This is a genomic window from Candidatus Poribacteria bacterium (genome assembly GCA_028820845.1).
Lineage (GTDB): Bacteria > Poribacteria > WGA-4E > WGA-4E > WGA-3G > WGA-3G.
In genome coordinates, this window is record JAPPII010000049.1 from 13,712 (window position 1) to 32,176 (window position 18,465).

Sequence of the window (18,465 nt, forward strand, 5' to 3'; positions counted from 1 at the left end):
GGGTTGGTGCCTCCTTTTTAAAGTTTATGTATAAAAGGCGGGTCCAAGACCCGCTATCCACTTCCTCCGCTTCCATCAGCGACGATAGATGCTGACTTCCATGCCGTCCCGTCTACCCGGCCGTCGCCGGCTTTCAAACCAGTGTGTTTCAGAGTCGTAATGAGAACGGACATGCTCCAAATAGGCTGCCATCGGCTCTGGTCTACCGACGTTATCAGCGACAAGTGTTGCGGGATTGGTTAATCGAGATTCAATGGCTTGAAAACAAGCGAAATACCCGTCTTTGTTGTTATCAAGAAACAGGAAATCGACAGGTTCTTGGATGGTTTCGAGGACTTCTGCAGCGTCGCCGATACGGGAGTCCACAATATCTGCTACGCCTGCTTTCTCAAAATGTGCGCGTGCCCGCTGGGCATTGACATCCTCTATTTCCACTGTTATCAAACGTCCCGCGCCTAATGATTTTAACACACGTAACATCCAAAGTCCAGAATAACCGATGGCAGTCCCACACTCTACAATCAGGGACGGTTTTGCGTTTTCAACACAACTGGCGAGCAATTTCGCCTTGTCGGGTCCTAACATGGGGACACGTTCCGCCCGACACTGTTCCTCAACCTCTTTGATGATTTGGTCTAACATTAGTGGGTCTCCCTATTTTCTATGTTTTTCAGATTGGCGATACTGTAGTCGAACAGCTTGTCACTCGTTTTGTGATGGTCTTCAAGGGCATAATGTTCCAAGAGTGTCTTGGGACCGTGATTCAAGGCAAAAATGCCGTAGTCTTTTCCGTTCGGCGATCGGGTTATAGAATGGATGTGATCTAAACCGTCACCACGAGATCCACCGTCCCGTCCGTCTCTACCGCCGCGCCCGCGTCTTGTGCCGACACCGCCTTCGTTATTGAATTCAATCCAGACAGCGGGGTTAAAAACGCGGTAGTAAATCGGATCGTTGATAGTCGTGCCGCCGATCCAGACGAAATAGGTATCGTCGAGTCCGGCATCAACATCCGTCATCCAGACATCCGCAAACTCGGTTTCAAGGTTGTAGACGTACGTTTTAATCAGGTTCCGTAGGTTCTGTTTCTGGGTATCATTCATCTCTGAAGCCTTCAGACCAACACCGACGAAATCGGAATAGTCGTAATTCAGGAAAGTATCTGTAGATCTACCGGGACCGACTTGGAGTCTACGGCGACCCGTTTGAATGGCTTTCTCTCGCTGGCTTGCGTTGAAGCTGTGCATTAACGCGAAGGCGTTGGTTCTTTCGCCATCAAGTACGACAGTTCCGTTGACAGTTGCCGGTTCCGTTCCGATGAAGGCAGGGACAATCGAGACTTCATCACCATGCACCAAAAAGTTGAGTGCCAAATGGTGTCCATCCAACTGAAACCCCCAAGATCCGTCTGTCTCTGGGTTACCGAATAGTGCGATGTGATAGCGATTTGGGTCCCACATCCCAGGTCTGATTTTATTGAGATACGTTTCAACATCTTTTGTAATGAGAGAAACTTTGGTATAACCGTCGTCACTTAGGAATGCATCTAAAACGTAATAGAAAAGCGTTAGTTGATCTACGGACAACTCACCGAAACGGATGCCGCCGCGATCGCTGTTTCTACCCGGTGGTGTATTCGTCCACGAATAAGATTCTTTATGTCCGAGCGGGAAGGAAGCTGCGTCAAGAAGTTCGCTGCTCAGCGATGCGCGAAAACTTTTCATGGCGTTCGCCAAAGCCACAATTGAGGGTTTTGTAGAGATTTCGGCGATCTCTGCTGTCTTTTCTGCTATATCTTCTGCAACCTCTCTATCACCGTGTCCAAAGCAGAATGATATGGCTAATAATAGTATTCCGAGTATGATGCTCGGAATCCGAAACTTCATCAGATATATTCTCCTTTCTTAAGGGTTGTTAGTTATCGGTTATTGGTTATCGGTTAGCGGCAGCTCTGTGCAATTAGAGTGGTCTTTCACTGACAGCTGAGGACTGACCACTGATAACCATCACAGTGGGAACTTCTCGTTAATCAGCATGATCGGTTCTTGATTCGCGAACATCCGATAGGCACGACTGATAAACGTCTCGCCTTCGAGGTGTGCGACAGCGGACGGTAAATCCATTAAGGTCTCGATACCGCACCAGAGCAGCTCACGCCGGGTCTCTAAACCACTGCCCCGCAAAAGTCCACCCAATCCCTGTTTGTCGGTTGTTAACCCATCTAAAAGGGATTGCGGGAGACGATGCGGGGCAATGAGTGAAGTTGCGTAAGTGTGAATTATCGGAGATGATTTGTCTTGTGAGTAGGTTTGGAGGACGACTTGGCGTGAAATAATCTCTACTCCAGCGGGTAGTTGAAGCCAAGAGTGTTCGGTAGTGAGTCTCTGTTTCGTCTGTTGTAGTAGCACGACCTCCACCGGTGTGAGTGTATAGGCTTCGATAAACCGCGTAACTGTCCCGTCCATAACGAGGAGTCCGCGTTGGAATGCGGAAAGTCGTGCGAGGTTGATTTCTTTTAGGTTTTCGGGTTTGGCATTTTGTGCAACGAAGAGTGATTTCATGCGTGTGTTAACGCAGGTTCTCCGTCGCTTGTTGATTGTATCTATTTTCATGATGGGAAATTTCCGTTCTTTAGAAAAGATATGTTTAATTAAAAGCGACATACAATTTAAATTGATTTATGAAATTAGACATATAGATTTGAAAAAGGTTCGTTTCTGAGAACATAAAGACGAATTCGGCTTGACATGCCTTGTGAAGGCGGATATACTGGTTTCCGCTGGTTCGGTTTGCAATGCTACTTTCTATCAGACTATGGAGGGACATTCCGAGTGTCCAGGATTTTAAGTCGTTCTATATCTCTTTTCCTGATTACTTCACTTCTGTTTTTCTGCAGTTTTACGATAACAATAGAGGCGCGTCCACTGGCCCTTGGTGAACGCCTCTTCACACAGGGCAATTATGATGCTGCGGTTACTGAATATAAACGCTTTCTCTTTTTCCATCCAGATGATGAACGTATCGGGGAGGTGTATCACAACATCGGACTCGCCTACAGAGGACAAGGCTTATGGACGGAGGCAATCACTACCCTTCGGATAGCAGTACATCACGCTACAGATGACGCATCGAAATCGGAATATCAGTTGACACTCGCTGTAACGCTAATCGCCATGCAAGATTACGATCTTGCCCAATTGGAATTGATTAAGGTGACACTACGGAGTCCATCTGCGTTGCTTTACCGTAGGGCGTTATTGTTGAGAGCGGTTGCCTATATCTACCAGTTTCGATGGGATGAGGCACGGGAAGTCCTGAAAAACTGGGGGACTGACGAGAGGTTGGATGAACTTTTTGATGCAGCGATTCATACGCCACAAAAATCTGGCAGCGTCGCAAGGATATTATCGACAATCCTTCCTGGTGCTGGACAGGTCTATGCTGGCAATTGGCGAGGCGGTTTAAACGCATTGTTCCTAAATGGCGCAGCTGGCTTCCTCACAGTTGATGCAGCGTTGGATGGATACTATTCGGATGCGCTGTTATGGGGAGGACTTGTTTTCTGGCGTTACTACCGAGGAAACACCTTCCGCGCCGGACAGGCAGCGGAGCAGTTCAACCAACAACGCACGCGAGAGGCTGCCGATGCGATCTTACAAAGGCTTCAAGAAATTGTTGACACGCCCTAAAATCGCTTGCTACACTTCTGAACGTTTCTGAAGGATGTACACAACCACAATGAGCACAATCGCAATGGTGAACGTCCAGATGTTGTAGATGTACGCAAGGAACGCCGCAATCGCAAGCACTATCCACTCGTACCAGTGTGTCTTTCGGACGAAGTAACCCATTGTAACCATTGAGAAGACAATCGTCCCGACAACAGCACTTACCACGGACAACGCGTATTCAAGCGGTGTGCCGTCTGTGAATAGGATATGCGTATACGCAAATAGCAGGGGCATGATGTAGAGCAGTTTGGCGAACTTGAAACATGCCCATCCTGTTTTCCATGGATCGGCACGTGCGATGGCGGCCCCAGCGTAAGCACCTAATGCGACCGGCGGTGTGATGTTTGAGTCTTGACTCAGCCAGAAGATAATCAGGTGTGCCGCAATGATGGATATGCCCATTTCAGGGGTCGTCAGGATCGGCACTGCGAGTTCAGAAGTGATTAGATAGGCAGCGGTGACAGGGATCCCCATACCGAGGACTAAAGAAGCAGCGGCGAGGAATAGTATTGCGATAGCCTTGTTGCTTCCGGCGACTGTTAGCACCAATTCCGGGAATATCCGTCCCAAACCCGTCAAGTCAATAACGGCAACGATGATACCAATCGTGCCGACTGCGCCACCAATCGCAAGCGAATTCTTTGCACCACTCACCATCGCCTCCCAGATCCGTTTTGGTGTTAAGCGGGTCTCTGGACGGAAGTAGCTTACCGCAATCGTGACGAGTATCGCGAAGAACGCTGCTTTATAGGCGGTATACCCTGCGATGAGCATCCCAATCAGCGTAATCAACGGTAATAGGTAAAACCACCCACTTTTAATCAGAGATAAGAATTTAGGTGTTTCTGCTGCCGATATCCGTTCGAGTCCCTCTTTTTTCGCTTCACAATGAACCATCACCCAGACAGATAGGAAATAGAGAACTGCTGGCACGATAGATAAGAGCGCGATTTGGCTATAGGGCAACCCTGTTCGTTCTGCTATCAGAAACGCGCCCGCGCCCATCACTGGCGGTAAGAATTGCCCACCTACAGAAGCGGAAGCCTCAACAGCACCAGCGATATGCGGGCGGAATCCTGTGCGTTTCATTAATGGGATCGTGAATGTTCCGGTGGCTACTGTGTTTGCGATTGCGCTTCCCGCAACAGAGCCGAAAAAACCTGAAGTCATAACCGAGACTTTTGCTGCACCGCCTGTTGAACGTCCGGCTATCGACATCGGTAGATTGATAAAGAATTGTCCAACCCCTGATTTCTCCAGAAACGCTCCGAAGAAGATAAAGAGAATGACGTACGTCGCCATCACATTTGCCATGATGCCGAAAACACCCGCCTGATTGAAAAAACAGTGCTCAACAATTCGACGCATCGAAAAACCCTTGTGCGCAATGGCATCAGGCATAGAGCGGCCCACAAGGGCATATAGAATGCCAATGACGGCAATGATAGGCAGTGCCCAACCGACTGTTCTGCGGCTTACCTCAAAACTAATTACTATAGCGATAGCACCCACAAAAATATCGAGTTGATTGTAATTGCCCGCACGGGTTGCCAGTTCGGGATATTCCACGATCCAGTATCCGATCGTGAAGATGCTACATGCGACGAGTCCCATGTCTAAAACAGATGGACGGTGGACTGGGGAGGTCTGTCGGCATCGGTAGAGAAACCCAATGAGGAGGTAGGTCACAAGGAGATAGAAGCCGATATGATATTGCTCACTGGCACTGCCAAAGCCTGCACTATAAAGATAAAAAAGGACAAGGCAGACGGAGCCCAACTCGAAAATCCATCTGTATACAGGTTTCAAGTCAGTCCGTTGCGTCTCGAAACCGGTAACGCCCGTTGTTTCTGATTGTGCCATTGTGTCTCCAATGTAGGTGTTTCTTTTAATTCTACATGAAAAAGGTTGGGAAAGCAACGGTTTTATCCGTTTGAACCCAATCCGTTCCTTGTAGAACATTCTTATTCGGAGTTGCACGTCGTGTCCCGAACAAGTTCGGGCATCCCTCTATGAATTATTGAAAAGTTGAGTGGCACTGCGGAAAATGAGCCGAGTGCTTGATGGGAAAAAATAGTTGTGATAGAATTACAGCACGTCAACTAATTGAGAGAGGAGATAAAAATGGCAATAGGATTGGGCGTTATTGGGATGAATCCGACGAATATGGGTTCAACGGCGACACTTTTAAAGGATGTACCGGACCTGAAATATGAACTCCGCGGTATCTGTGCAAAGCGGGCAGATGTTTTGGAAAACTATGCAAAGCAGATTGGTGTGGATTTTTGGACGACGGATTACCGGGAACTGGTGCAACGCGAGGATATTTCTGTTATCGCAATCTATTCTCCTGACCACTTGCATGCTGAACACTGTGTCGCGGCGATTGAAGCTGGGAAACATATCATTTGTACGAAACCGATGGTGACCACATTAGCCGATGCGCAACAGTTGGTAGATCTGGTACGCGAACACAAAGTCAAATTCCTCGTTGGGCAAACGATGCGGTTTGATCTCCAGTTTTTGACAATGAAACGGTTCTTTGACGATGGCGATTTAGGCGACATCATGATGGCGGATGCCTATTATGTTCACGACATGCGCGAGGTCTATGCGTTTACACCGTGGCGGCTCCATGAACCTCAAGATTTGATGTTCGGCGGTGTTGTGCATCCTGTTGACATATTGCGCTGTCTTCTCGGTGATGTAGATGAGGTACATGCCTACGGCACTAAAGGTCTACTCACGCCGGAATACCCGATAAAGAACAATTTCTTTCTTAACCTGAAATTTAAGAGCGGGCAGATTGCGAGAGCGATGGGGCTTTACGATATCGTCCATCCTCCGATGCCGATGATGCAGCTCTCCGTTTTCGGAAGTAAAGGAACAATAATTGGGGACTTTACGGACAACGAAGAAGGACACGTTAAGTTGATGCTCGATAAAATGTCCACCGGAGAGCCCTTTGAAGTGACATGTCCACCGGAGACAGATACAAGTGTTTATGGACACGGACAAACAGTGATCCGATATATGCGGCATTTTCAGCAGTGTCTGGAGGAAGATTTAGAACCCTCGCCGAATGTGATTGATGGTGCGAAGTCTATCGCCGTCGGTGCAGCAGCGTGGGAATCCATTGAGACGGGGAAACCTGTGAAGGTGTTCAACGAATTTGTGTAGAGGGTTATCAGTTATCGGTTATCGGTTAGGAGGCTATCCCTAACAGTCCACGACTTCTTGGCGGATGCCAAGTTGGGGAAGATTGTTACGAATGACTGTTAACTGACGACTGACAACTGATAACTATTTTGCTATTTCAGGATTAGCATTTTCCGTAATGCGAATGTCTCGTTTGTTCGTAACTGGTAAAAATAGATACCGCTTGCGACACGCTCACCTAAAGCGTTCCGACCGTCCCAATACGCAGCACTGTTCCGCTCGGTGTAGTAGCCCTCGGGCTGATATCCAAGTGCCAGTTGCCGGATAAGCGTCCCCTTTGCGTCGTAAATGAGAATCTGCACATCCGTACCAGTCGCTAACTGGTATGGAATCCATGTTTCGGGGTTGAACGGATTTGGATAATTCGCGAGGAGTCGTGTTTCCTGTGGTGTTGCTGATGCTAAAAGACTTTGGAGAAACGCAAGCACCTTTTGGTATTTCAGTGAACCGTCATCTTCCAACTGTAAGCTGCGAATTTCTGCTTGAATCAGAGCACGGTCAACGGCTGTTAATTTGCCACCAATCTCTGGTGCCGCAGGATTCACAGCGTCGTCGAGATCCGATATTACAACAATCAGGTCTGCAGCATTAACAGTGCCATCTCCGTTGACATCGACACGTGAGTTGACGGGTGTGTTTTGTCCCAAGGCTGCTGCCACTAACATCAAGTCTGTGTTGTTAACTTTGCCATCGGCGTTTATGTCCGAAGCAGAACGGGTTGCTGAAGTGCCCACAAATGTTTGTGATGTGCCGAGGGCGATACCAGCAGCTTCGCCAGATCCGGTGAAGATTTCTTGGACATTCGATCCGTCAAGATTCGCTCGCTGGATGCTGCTTTTGGTGATGCTCCCTGTAACAGGGTTCCATACCTGATCCGTCCAGTAAATCTTGCGTCTTGCTGTGTCTAAAACTATGTTTGACGGTCCCGCTAATCCGGTGACGAGGGTCTCAACATTGGATCCGTTAAGGTTCGCTCGCGAGATTTGTTTCTCCTCGTAGTCAGCCCAGTACATTTTACCACCTGCAGTATCCAAGGCGATATCGCTTGGCGTGTGCGTGCCGTTGACAAGGTCTTCGACGTTTGAACCGTTGAGGTTGGCGCGTTGGATAGTCCCCACTTCTGCGTCTGTCCAGTACACCTTGCCCATGGAGGTGTCGAGGGCGATACCCTCTACAGTTCCCAATCCTGTGACGATGTCCTGTACATTTGAACCGTTGAGGTTGGCGCGTTGGACTTTACTTTCCGTAATGGCACCTGTGAAGCGATCCCAGCCTTGGTCCGTCCAATAAATTTTGCCTTTAACCAAGTCCAGAGCAATTGACAACGGGCCCGTCAATCCTGTGATAAGGTCTTGAACGTTTGAACCGTTAAGATTTGCGCGTCGGATTTTACCTGTGTCGGTTTCTGTCCAATAAACCTGACCTCTCGTTAAATCCAGAGCGATTGCCGATGAATCTGGCACATTGGTGATGATGTCTTCAACGTTCAAGTTATTAATATTGACGCGTCGGATTGCGGATGCCTGTTTATCTGCCCAATAGATTGCTGGACTTCCAACAGCCGTCCCCGTCGGGGTGTATATGAGTTCGGGCAATGCTACCGTGCTGAAGCCTTCAGGTGTTCCCAACCCAGTGATAACAGATTCTGCATTTGACCCATTGAGATCTGCGCGTTGCACTTTTCCATTGGAATTCGTCCAGTAGAGTTTACGCGCCCCAAAGTCAACAGCGATGCCGAGAGGAACTGATGTGTTTATTGTAACAAGTCTCTCAACGTTTGATCCATTGGGGTTAGCGCGTCGAATTCTTCCGCTATTTACATTTATGGTTACGTTCAGCATTTCTGTCCAGTAGACCTTGCCACCGGCAATAGCGATGCCTGTGAGGGTGCCAGATCCTTTGGCGATATTTTGTGGGTTTGAACCGTTAAGGTTCGCTCGCTTGAGGTTCGCTCCATCCGACCAGTAGATTCTGCTATTTTCTGTATCTATAGTAATATTGTCTGGCGAATTTGAGCCGGTGATGAAATTCGGTTGGAAGTTTGAACCGTCTAAATTGAGGCGTTGTATTTTACCCCAAGTATTCGTCACATAAATCTTGCCTTTTGTGGTGTCAATCGCAATACTTTTGACGATACTCGTTAATCGCTTAACGACTTCAATGTTTGAACCGTCCATATTGGCACGTTGGATCTTCCCCCGCGTGTTGCTAATCTTTTCTGTCCAATAGATTTTACCATTCGCTGTATCCACAAAAATACTGGTGGCGTTTTGGACAGTTGGGAAAATCTGCTCTACTCTGTTTTCCGTCAAACGATGGAGTGTGCCTGTCCTGGCATTTACCCAAAACATTGGTGGACGTTCCGACACATCAATAAGAACGGTTGGAGATGGCGGCAGGTGTTCTGCTCCAGGAGTGCCATAATTGGGTGGGTTGAAGTTCACACGTCCACTTGATGCGTGCCAATTGTCTGGCAGTCTGCCATCAGAAATTCTGCCTATTGCGTAATTAATTACACGGTACATGGAGACGAGCGGACGATTTTGTGAAGTGTTGCCGCTTTGACCAGGCGGATTCCAGTCTTTACGGTTGGTGGTCGTCCTGATGTTGCTCATCTGATCAATAACCTTTACCTGTCTGTTAGCGTCATAGGAAGGGGTAAACACTGTATTCGGTAATGGGTTGGCGGAGGTGTCGGAAAAACGGAGATTTAAACTACCATTGGCGAAAGTGTAGGTCCGTTTTGAAGCGTTGTAAAGTTCAATCCACTGTTTATTCGTGGAAGTGCCATCAAGGCCCCACATGATTTCAGAGATGATCAGATCACCAAATGCTGGTTGATTTGCACCGGAAGGTAACGGGTTTTGATTGGTATCTGTAATTAGTTCAATCCGTCCGCCATTTTGGAAAAAGTGTGTCAGGTTTGGAAAATCAGCATTTGTGGCATTTTGATCGACCGAGTAATATGAAAGGTAGGTTTTGAAATCGCCAGTTTCATTTACACCTGACTGACGCGTCCGTGCTAAAAGTACGAATTCGCCTGGGCGGATGACGAAATTATTAGGATTTAAACCAGAAGGTTTCTCGACAGCGATCGTAATCCCTGTCGTATCCACAAATTGGTGAAATTCAATATCTATTGTTACATCTGGATTCAGTTGGCGTAGCGTGCGGAGCGGCATTAGATCGCTGATTGAATTTCCCGATACCCATAGGACTTCGAGATTTTCCAAGTTTGAGAGTGGTGCCGCGTCCGTGATTTGGTTCGTATTGAGATAGAGTCTCCTGAGGCGCGTTAAATCCTCGAGGGCAGTAATATCACGAATTTCGTTAGCACTGAGATTGAGGTGTGTTATTTCAGTCAATTCTGTGAGGGGTGTTACATCTTGAATCTGATTTCCTGAAATCTCTAATCTGATGAGCTGCTTTAATCCTGTGAGGACTGCGATATTGCTAATTTGATTCTCTGACAAGTTTAAGTATGTTATCTGCGTCAGATCCGCGAGGGGTGTGAGATCCGAGATTTGGTTTCCAAAGAGGTCTAACCTCCTGATTCCTTCTGAGTTACTGATATGTGCAATGTCGGTAATCTGATTCTCTGATAGATTCAGAGAGAATATTTGTGTCAGCCCCGCGAGGGGTGTGAGATCCGAGATTTGATTTCCCGATAGTTCTAATCTTATAATGCCTTTCAATTCTGTGAGGGGGGTGATGTCCCTGATACCATTGTTCAGGAGATTTAAATCTGTTATTTGTATCAATTCCGTGAGCGGCGCAATATCGACAATCTGGTTGGAACCGAGGTTTAACCGGGTCAAGTTTACCAATGTCTCAAGCACTGTGATATCTTGGATACGATTAGAATTGAGACGCAACTCTGTTAGGTGCGTTAGTCCTTCAAGGAGAGTGATGGTTGTAATTTCATTAGCACTAAGATTTAGAACTTCTAACTGGGTTGCGTGTTCTAATCCTTTAATGTCCGTTATTTCGCTGTTTTCAGCATTTAAGATGGTTAATGCTTGCATCGCCTGCTGTGTGAGCGAACCGTTTGCCTCTATGTTAAGGGCTTGACGCACTGCCGTTCTTAAATTTTCGTCCGGCATCCATTCTGTCTCATTTTGCGCCGAGGCGATGTTAAGGCAACAACTGAGAGCAGTGATCACAACAAAGAGCCTGTAAAAACCTTTCATTAATTCGTGTTCCTTTCAATTTGATTGAGGTAGAGTTAGTGGTAACTATCCGTTGCCAAAAACGGGACGACGGCGTAGGTTTCGCGAACGATTTTTCAAGTTATGATTAGCGGATATGGCGAGAACCTCGCCTGCGTCTTGTACAATGGGATGTTCATACCACACTCAATGGACGCCTGCACTTCGTTAATCAGTTGGTCTCTTCGCATCTCCATTTCCTATTTAAGACGTTTCCAAAATGGAAAAGTTTAATCGCTCTATTTTGTAGACATGGATTTCAGGGCTCGCCTTTTTAGCAGTTAAAAAAGTAAAATTTTTCTTGACTTATTTTTGTCGATTCGTGTATAATTTAGGTATGCCTAAATTAATTTCTCTGTATCTCTAATAATTCTGGCACATAGTGCCTAAAATTAGGTAGATTGCGAATCTACCGTATACCGCAAGATAGGGATTCCACGTATTACGTGTTTTCCTGCGGATTGGAAAGATTGATGCTTACACATGCGGCTGAGGACTACCTCAAGTCAATCTATAAGTTGCAAGAGAAGGGTGGCAAGGTTTCGACTGGTATTTTAGCGGCATATCTCAATGTCAAACCAGCCTCTGTCACTGGGATGATCAAAAAGTTAAAGACAATGAACCTTGTCATCCACGAGCGTTATCAAGGTGTTACGCTGACGGATACTGGAAGATCGATTGCTCTTGAAATCATAAGGCACCATCGCTTGCTGGAGCTTTATTTGTTCAAAGCACTCGGTTTTCCGTGGGACGGTGTTCACGAAGAAGCCGAGAAATTGGAACACGTTATATCGGAAGACATGGAGGCACGGATGGACGAGTTTCTCGGTTATCCGACTGCTGATCCGCATGGCGCGCCGATACCTGATAAAAACGGTGTTGTGGTACAAACGGAACATATTCCGATGACAGATCTACAAAACGGACAATCTTGTGTTGTTGCTGAAGTGAGTGATACCGATCCTGCGATGCTCCGGCACTTGGGCAGTCTTAATCTTTACCCCGGGACAGCGTTTCATGTGAAAGAGGTCGCTCCATTTGAGGGCCCCTTTACTATCGACGTTAGAGGCGAGCAAGTGGTTATTGGACGTGAAGTTGCCAAGCATATTTTTGTTGATAATGTACAAGATGTAGATAATGTGTAGGCGCGCTGTGAAGGCGCGCGTGGAACTGCTAAGAGGAGCGTAAAAATGGAAGATCAGAAAAAAACAAAACCCGATGCACAAACAATCAAGGTATGGAAACACCATTTGCAAGATGAAGTTGATGCCAGTTTCCTTTATGGTGTTTTCGCCGGTCTCGAACCTGATGCCAAGCGAAAAGAAATATTAAGTGGACTCGCTGAAGTGGAGAATCGGCATGTCGAACGTTGGGAAGAGATGTTCACGGTGTATAATATAAAGTTCAAGCGACACCATCCAACGATGAAAGCGCGTTTGATGGCGTGGTATGCCCACCGCTTTGGGAGCGAGTTCCCACTTTCGCGGATGCTCGGTGAGGAGGCGAGTGAGGTCAAAGACTATCTAACGCTTCATAGGAACAGCACTTTGGCAGACGCGAAGGAGACCGCCCTTGACTTAGCCAGAGAATCTGCGCTTCATACAGAAAGTTTGCAGGAACTTACGGGGACAAGCGACGAACCGTGGCATAAAACCGAATCCGGCGGTATGTTGGGCAATATTGTTTACGGGTTTAACGACGGTTTAACGGCGAACTTCGGATTGGTCGCTGGCGTTATCGCTGCGACATCGGATCTCTCCACGATTCTTGTAACAGGCATTGTTGGAACCGTAGCGGACGCTCTGTCTATGGGGGCTTCAGGGTACCTCGCCGCCAAGAGTGAGCAAGAAGTCTATGAACACGAGATTGAGGTTGAAAGAGAAGAGATCCGTCTGATGCCCGATATTGAAGAAGACGAACTCGCCCTTATCTACGAGGCTCGCGGCATCCCAAAAGATCAAGCACGGCTCCTTGCGCAGGAAGTGATGAGTGATCCGGAACGGGCATTAGAGGAGAAGATCCAAGCTGAACTTAAGATTGGTGAAATACACACAACGCCCTTCAAAGAAGGATGGATTACGGGATCTGCAACTGCTATTGGTGCTTTTATTCCTGTTGCACCGTTCCTGTTTACAGAAGGGTTGCTCGCTATTTGGATATCGTTCGCGCTTGCGATGTTTTCCCACTTTGCTGTCGGTGCAGCGAGAAGCCTTTTCACGGGACGCGGCTTGATTCGGAGTGGGTTTGATATGTTTGTTGTGGGACTCGGTGTCGCTGGCGTTGGATACCTCGTCGGCGAATTGTTAGAACACTTTTTCTTTGGGAATTAAAGCTATGCAGAGACTATACATTTTATTGTGCCTGATTGTTCTACTTATAGGCACCGGTTGTGATTCAAAGGAACAACCCGGTGCCTCGGTTGCTGGAAAATACCGCGTCGTCACAACAATAGGGATGATTACAGATATCGTTGAGAACGTTGGTGGCGATCACGTTGAGGTGATAGGGCTGATGGGACCTGGCGTGGATCCGCACCTCTACAAGGCGAGCGCGGGTGATGTCCAGAAACTTAGTTCGGCAAGTCTCATTTTCTATAACGGCTTGCATCTTGAGTCAAAAATGGCGGATATCCTTGCGAAAATGTCGGGGAATACCAAGACCGTTGCTGTAACAGAAGCGGTTGACCGGAGCCTGCTGCTAACACCACCGGAATTTGAGGGACAATACGATCCGCATTTGTGGTTCGACGTGACGCTTTGGATGAAAGCGGTTGGAAAGGTTCGCGATGCCCTGAGTGAGTTTGATCCGGACAACACTTTAGGGTATTGGAGTAATGCACAACGTTATTTCGCGAAACTTGCCGAGCTGCACGAGTATGTAAAGGCACAAGCGGAACGTGTGCCAGCGGAGCAACGTGTGCTTGTCACGGCACACGACGCTTTTAACTATTTCGGGAAAGCGTACGGATTTGAGGTTCGCGGACTACAAGGAATTAGTACCGCAACAGAGGCGGGTATCGCTGATGTGCAGGAGTTGGCGACTTTTATCGCAGCGCGACGCATCCCGGCAATTTTTGTCGAATCGTCTGTCTCTCCACGCAGTCTTGAAGCCGTAAAAGCCGCGGTGAAATCAAAAGGGTTTAATGTGGAAATTGGTGGAGAACTTTTCTCCGACGCTATGGGAAATGAAGGCACCCCCGAAGGCACCTATATCGGGATGGTTCGCCACAATATTGATACAATTGTGAAAGCACTGATAGGGGAATCGAAGGCAAGCTCATCTTCTACAACGGGATACTAAATTGCAAGCACTTGAAACCAAAGCCATTGAGGTAACCGATCTAACGGTTGCTTATCAGGATAAACCGGTCTTATGGGATATTGATCTTGATGTCCCACCGGGTGTGCTTTTATCGATCGTTGGCCCCAACGGTGCTGGGAAAACGACGTTGATTAAGGCAATCTTGGGCTTGGTGCGTCCTGCAGCGGGCAACGTTCTGATTTACGACAAGCCTTATGAAACGCAGCGGCGGATTGTTGGCTACGTGCCACAGCGGGGTACGGTTGACTGGGATTTTCCAACGAACGTCTTGGATGTCGTGATGATGGGACGCTACGGTGCGCTTGGATGGATACGCCGGCCCGGAAGACAGGAGCGTGAACAGGCTATGTACGCATTGGAAAAGGTCGGCATGGAGGGGTATACAACTCGGCAAATCAGCCAACTCTCCGGTGGTCAACAACAACGCGTCTTTCTCGCGCGTGCGCTCGTTCAAGATGCCACAGTGTATTTGATGGATGAACCTTTTCAAGGTGTTGACGCGACCACGGAACGCGCAATTGTAACCCTACTTCAAGAACTTCGAGCAAACGGTAAAACTGTCGTTGTGGTGCATCACGATCTCCAGACAGTAGCGGACTATTTCGACTGGGTGATGCTATTGAATATTCGTCGGATTGCCAGCGGTCCTGTTACTGAGACGTTCACACCTGAGAATTTACGTGAAACTTATGGCGGTCGCGTGGCATTCATGGCGAACAACCCTTAAAATGGAAAATTTGAGTCTCCTCACCCATCTTGATTATACGCTCATGATTGTTGCTGTCGGTGCTGCACTGCTTGGGACAGTCAGTGGCGCGCTCGGCACTTATGCCGTTTTGCGCCGTCAGAGTCTTCTGGGTGATGCTATCTCACATGCGGCGCTCCCTGGTATTGCTATTGCGTTTTTACTTACAGGGAGCAAAGCACCCCTGATTCTGGTACTCGGTGCAGCGATTGCGGGATGGTTAGGCACGTTGCTGATTATGAGTGTTGTCAGACTGACGCGTATCAAATACGATAGCGCACTCGGTATCGTGCTTTCTACCTTTTTCGGGTTCGGTCTGGTGCTACATACACTGATTCAGCGTACCGGCAATGCGAATCAGGCGGGTTTGGATACATTCCTCTTCGGACAAGCTGCCACAATTTTGGAGCGCGATGTTTTGACAATAGGCATACTGGGTGGTATCGCAATTATCGTCACGCTTGTTTTTTGGAAAGAGTTAAAATTGCTGGTTTTCGATGAAGGTTTCGCTGCGTCGCTTGGGTTCTCAACCCGTGCGTTGGATGTTCTTTTAACGAGTCTTCTTGTTATAGCGATTGTTCTCGGTTTGCAGGCTGTTGGTGCCGTGTTGATGAGTGCGATGTTGGTCGCACCAGCTGTTGCGGCACGGCAGTGGACGAATAGACTCAGTGTCATGATGCTTCTCGCTGGCGGCTTTGGCGCACTCGCCGGCGTGAGCGGAACGATTATTAGCAGTAGTGCCGCACGCATTCCGACGGGTCCAACGATTGTCTTATGTGCGACAGTTGTCGTTGGATTTTCAATCGTTTTTGCCGCAAATCGTGGGCTTTTGTGGGATTGGATGCGTCAGCAACGGAATAGGCGCAGTCTGAAAATGGAAACGGATGGATTGTTTAAACAACCGCAGCAAGGAAACGATTGAGACAGAATGTTACAGGCACAACTTGAAATCCAACTCATTGCGATTGTCACGGCAGTGGCATGTGCCTTGCCGGGTGTATACTTGGTCCTGCGGCGGATGACGCTAATGAGCGATGCCATTAGCCATGCCATTCTTCCGGGTATCGTACTCGCCTTTTTTTTCACAGAGAGCCTATCATCACCGCTCCTAATCCTTGCTGCTGCGGGGACGGGTGTACTGACCGTCCTCTTCGTTGAACTGCTACAACGGACAAAACTCGTGAAAGAGGATGCGGCAATCGGATTGACGTTTCCCGCGCTTTTCAGCATCGGCGTTATCCTAATCTCCCGATTCGCAGGAAACGTTCATCTTGATATGGATGCTGTCCTTCTCGGTGAACTCGCTTATGCACCGCTGAACCGGTTAGAAGTTTTCGGATACAATTTGGGTCCCGTTTCCCTTTATGTGATGGGTGGGATTCTTGTGCTGAACCTCGTCTTTATTCTGTTGTTCTATAAAGAATTGAAGTTGGCAACCTTTGACGCGAGTTTAGCGGCTACGTTAGGATTTGCCCCTACCTTGATTCATTACGGGTTGATGACGCTGGTATCTGTAACGACTGTAGGCGCGTTTGACGCTGTTGGTTCGATATTGGTGGTTGCGCTTATTGCTGGACCACCTGCCACTGCTTACCTTATGACAGATAGACTCTCGCGTATGCTGGTCCTGAGTGCCGTCATTGGAAGTGTGAACGCTGTGGGTGGCTATTGGTTGGCACATCTCTTTGATGTCTCAATAGCAGGATCAATTGCGACGGTGACGCTTCTCGTGTTTGGATTGGTTTTTCTATTTGTTCCGAACCGTGGCCTTATTGCTATTGCGCGTCGGCATGCGCGCCAAAGGTGGGAGTTTGCGCAGACGATGTTGGTTATCCATCTTTTGAATCACGAAGGACTTCCTGAAGCGGAGGAGGAGTCGGCGATAGCGAACCTTCATGAACATCTCAGTTGGGATCGGGCATTCGCAAATCAAGTTGTGAGATACGCACTGAATAACCGATGTGTCTCGCAAGAGGAGGCGCAGCTGGTTTTGACCGAGCAAGGACGTTCTATGGCACAACAAGCCCTTGTGCAATAGAAGTAGACCAACATTCTGTATGCTGTTGAAAAATATATCTGACAAGCATCATTTTTTGTGGTATCCTATATATGTGGTGGTGTCGGGTTGGTAATTATGGTCACAATGACATATAAAGAATATATTGGTCAAATTGTCTATAGTGAAGAAGATGGTTGTTTCATCGGAGACCTTGTCGGTATCCGTGATATAGTCTCTTTTCACGGTGATACGCTTGAAGAGATTCGGGTTGCCTTTGAAGAATCCGTTGATGATTATCTTTTAACGTGTCAAGAATTCAACCGCTCCCCGCAGAAACCGGTTAATGCAAAAGAGGCAGTAGCAGGCTGACACAAAACTGGAAAATTGTCTTTCCAGTAAGCATAAACGGAAAAGCCATGAAACAGATCAACTGGAAATGGTTTTTAAGAAGCATTCTCCTTCTCAATATAGTATTGATGGCAAGTGCCGATGAAGGGGCACTCAAGAACCCAGACGGTTCATGGAAGTGGACAAATCGACTCGTCCATGAAACCAGTCCGTATCTGCTTCTCCATGCCCATAATCCTGTAGATTGGTACCCGTGGGATGATGAGGCATTGGAACGCGCGAAGAGCGAGAACAAACTTATTTTTCTCTCTGTCGGCTATTCCACGTGCTACTGGTGCCACGTCATGGAGCGGGAGGTTTTCTCGAACCCCGAAATCGCTGAGATGATGAATAAAGACTTCATCAATATCAAAATTGATCGGGAAGAACGTCCAGATCTCGATGAAATCTATATGACAGCCACTCAGCTCCTAACGCAACGCGGCGGATGGCCCAACTCTGTTTTCCTCACCCCTGATTTGAAACCGTTTTATGCAGGCACCTATTTCCCGCCAACAGATATGCCGGGTAGACCGGGATTCCCAACTATCCTTGACGCGGTTCATGAAGCATGGGTTACGCGAGAAGACGAGGTCATCGCATCCGCCAACCAGATTTCAGAAACGATTGCGATGGCGACGAGTAGGGTCTTCACTTCACTGACTGCCAAACCGCTGAGTCGATCTCTCATCACCGGGGCACTGAATTATCTCCAAACCAACTACAGTCGCACCTACGGTGGCTTTGGCACTGCGCCGAAATTCCCGAATCCTGCGAATCTTGAACTCTTATTAAGTGAATATCAAAGAGGGTCGGGGTTACAAACCCCTCCTACAGGAGATGGTTCGTATCAAA

At 47.8% G+C, this 18,465-nt stretch carries 15 protein-coding genes; 10 read left to right on the forward strand and 5 right to left on the reverse strand.

What is annotated here, in order from left to right:
* Nucleotides 1-75: 75 nt before the first annotated feature.
* The 3 genes from OXN25_11105 to OXN25_11115 form a co-directional block, all read right to left on the reverse strand.
* Nucleotides 76-642 (reverse strand): CmcI family methyltransferase, encoded by a 567-nt coding sequence (locus OXN25_11105; protein MDE0425408.1) that lies wholly within the window; start codon nt 640-642, stop codon nt 76-78.
* Nucleotides 642-1,886 (reverse strand): DUF3500 domain-containing protein, encoded by a 1,245-nt coding sequence (locus tag OXN25_11110; GenBank protein MDE0425409.1) that lies wholly within the window; start codon nt 1,884-1,886, stop codon nt 642-644. Before OXN25_11110 ends, OXN25_11105 begins: the two co-directional genes overlap by 1 nt.
* 120 nt (nt 1,887-2,006) lie before the next feature.
* On the reverse strand, nt 2,007-2,612 hold the full coding sequence (locus OXN25_11115) for a chorismate pyruvate-lyase family protein (GenBank protein ID MDE0425410.1): 606 nt from the start codon (nt 2,610-2,612) through the stop codon (nt 2,007-2,009).
* A gap of 219 nt (nt 2,613-2,831) precedes the next feature.
* Between OXN25_11115 and OXN25_11120 the strand changes: the two genes are divergently transcribed.
* Entirely contained in the window at nt 2,832-3,689 is an 858-nt protein-coding gene (locus tag OXN25_11120) for a tetratricopeptide repeat protein (protein ID MDE0425411.1), read from the forward strand.
* Nucleotides 3,690-3,698: 9 nt separating this feature from the next.
* Here OXN25_11120 and OXN25_11125 read toward each other — a convergent pair whose 3' ends face one another.
* Nucleotides 3,699-5,594 carry a TRAP transporter fused permease subunit gene (locus OXN25_11125; GenBank protein ID MDE0425412.1) on the reverse strand — a complete coding sequence of 632 codons (1,896 nt, stop codon included), beginning with the start codon at nt 5,592-5,594 and terminating at the stop codon, nt 3,699-3,701.
* A gap of 261 nt (nt 5,595-5,855) precedes the next feature.
* Between OXN25_11125 and OXN25_11130 the strand changes: the two genes are divergently transcribed.
* Nucleotides 5,856-6,911 (forward strand): Gfo/Idh/MocA family oxidoreductase, encoded by a 1,056-nt coding sequence (locus OXN25_11130; GenBank protein ID MDE0425413.1) that lies wholly within the window; start codon nt 5,856-5,858, stop codon nt 6,909-6,911.
* 131 nt (nt 6,912-7,042) lie between these two features.
* On the opposite strand, the gene OXN25_11135 is transcribed toward OXN25_11130, so the two are convergent.
* Entirely contained in the window at nt 7,043-11,140 is a 4,098-nt protein-coding gene (locus OXN25_11135; protein ID MDE0425414.1) for a leucine-rich repeat domain-containing protein, read from the reverse strand.
* 491 nt (nt 11,141-11,631) lie between these two features.
* Here OXN25_11135 and OXN25_11140 point away from each other — a divergent pair, with 491 nt between their 5' ends.
* From OXN25_11140 to OXN25_11175, 8 genes are all read left to right on the forward strand, one after another.
* Complete coding sequence (locus OXN25_11140; GenBank protein ID MDE0425415.1) at nt 11,632-12,303, forward strand: metal-dependent transcriptional regulator; 672 nt, start codon at nt 11,632-11,634, stop codon at nt 12,301-12,303.
* A gap of 45 nt (nt 12,304-12,348) precedes the next feature.
* Nucleotides 12,349-13,488 carry a VIT1/CCC1 transporter family protein gene (locus OXN25_11145; GenBank protein MDE0425416.1) on the forward strand — a complete coding sequence of 380 codons (1,140 nt, stop codon included), beginning with the start codon at nt 12,349-12,351 and terminating at the stop codon, nt 13,486-13,488.
* A gap of 4 nt (nt 13,489-13,492) precedes the next feature.
* Complete coding sequence (locus OXN25_11150; GenBank protein ID MDE0425417.1) at nt 13,493-14,458, forward strand: zinc ABC transporter substrate-binding protein; 966 nt, start codon at nt 13,493-13,495, stop codon at nt 14,456-14,458.
* Nucleotide 14,459: 1 nt separating this feature from the next.
* Nucleotides 14,460-15,206 (forward strand): metal ABC transporter ATP-binding protein, encoded by a 747-nt coding sequence (locus tag OXN25_11155; protein MDE0425418.1) that lies wholly within the window; start codon nt 14,460-14,462, stop codon nt 15,204-15,206.
* A 1-nt stretch (nt 15,207) separates the two neighbouring features.
* Nucleotides 15,208-16,146, forward strand: a complete 939-nt coding sequence (locus OXN25_11160; protein MDE0425419.1) for a metal ABC transporter permease — start codon at nt 15,208-15,210, stop codon at nt 16,144-16,146.
* A gap of 6 nt (nt 16,147-16,152) precedes the next feature.
* Nucleotides 16,153-17,262: a metal ABC transporter permease gene (locus OXN25_11165; protein MDE0425420.1), complete on the forward strand. Its 1,110-nt coding sequence runs from the start codon at nt 16,153-16,155 to the stop codon at nt 17,260-17,262.
* Nucleotides 17,263-17,367: 105 nt separating this feature from the next.
* On the forward strand, nt 17,368-17,592 hold the full coding sequence (locus OXN25_11170) for a type II toxin-antitoxin system HicB family antitoxin (GenBank protein MDE0425421.1): 225 nt from the start codon (nt 17,368-17,370) through the stop codon (nt 17,590-17,592).
* Nucleotides 17,593-17,639: 47 nt separating this feature from the next.
* A partial coding sequence (locus OXN25_11175; protein ID MDE0425422.1) for a thioredoxin domain-containing protein occupies nt 17,640-18,465 on the forward strand: 826 nt, incomplete at its 3' end.

Bases quoted from the DNA above. Each gene is read 5' to 3' on its own strand.
- OXN25_11105 (MDE0425408.1), bottom strand. From the start codon at position 642: ATGTTAGACCAAATCATCAAAGAGGTTGAGGAACAGTGTCGGGCGGAA.
- OXN25_11110 (MDE0425409.1), bottom strand. From the start codon at position 1,886: ATGAAGTTTCGGATTCCGAGCATCATACTCGGAATACTATTATTAGCC.
- OXN25_11115 (MDE0425410.1), bottom strand. From the start codon at position 2,612: ATGAAAATAGATACAATCAACAAGCGACGGAGAACCTGCGTTAACACA.
- OXN25_11125 (MDE0425412.1), bottom strand. From the start codon at position 5,594: ATGGCACAATCAGAAACAACGGGCGTTACCGGTTTCGAGACGCAACGG.
- OXN25_11130 (MDE0425413.1), top strand. From the start codon at position 5,856: ATGGCAATAGGATTGGGCGTTATTGGGATGAATCCGACGAATATGGGT.
- OXN25_11135 (MDE0425414.1), bottom strand. From the start codon at position 11,140: ATGAAAGGTTTTTACAGGCTCTTTGTTGTGATCACTGCTCTCAGTTGT.
- OXN25_11140 (MDE0425415.1), top strand. From the start codon at position 11,632: ATGCTTACACATGCGGCTGAGGACTACCTCAAGTCAATCTATAAGTTG.
- OXN25_11145 (MDE0425416.1), top strand. From the start codon at position 12,349: ATGGAAGATCAGAAAAAAACAAAACCCGATGCACAAACAATCAAGGTA.
- OXN25_11150 (MDE0425417.1), top strand. From the start codon at position 13,493: ATGCAGAGACTATACATTTTATTGTGCCTGATTGTTCTACTTATAGGC.
- OXN25_11160 (MDE0425419.1), top strand. From the start codon at position 15,208: ATGGAAAATTTGAGTCTCCTCACCCATCTTGATTATACGCTCATGATT.
- OXN25_11165 (MDE0425420.1), top strand. From the start codon at position 16,153: ATGTTACAGGCACAACTTGAAATCCAACTCATTGCGATTGTCACGGCA.
- OXN25_11170 (MDE0425421.1), top strand. From the start codon at position 17,368: ATGACATATAAAGAATATATTGGTCAAATTGTCTATAGTGAAGAAGAT.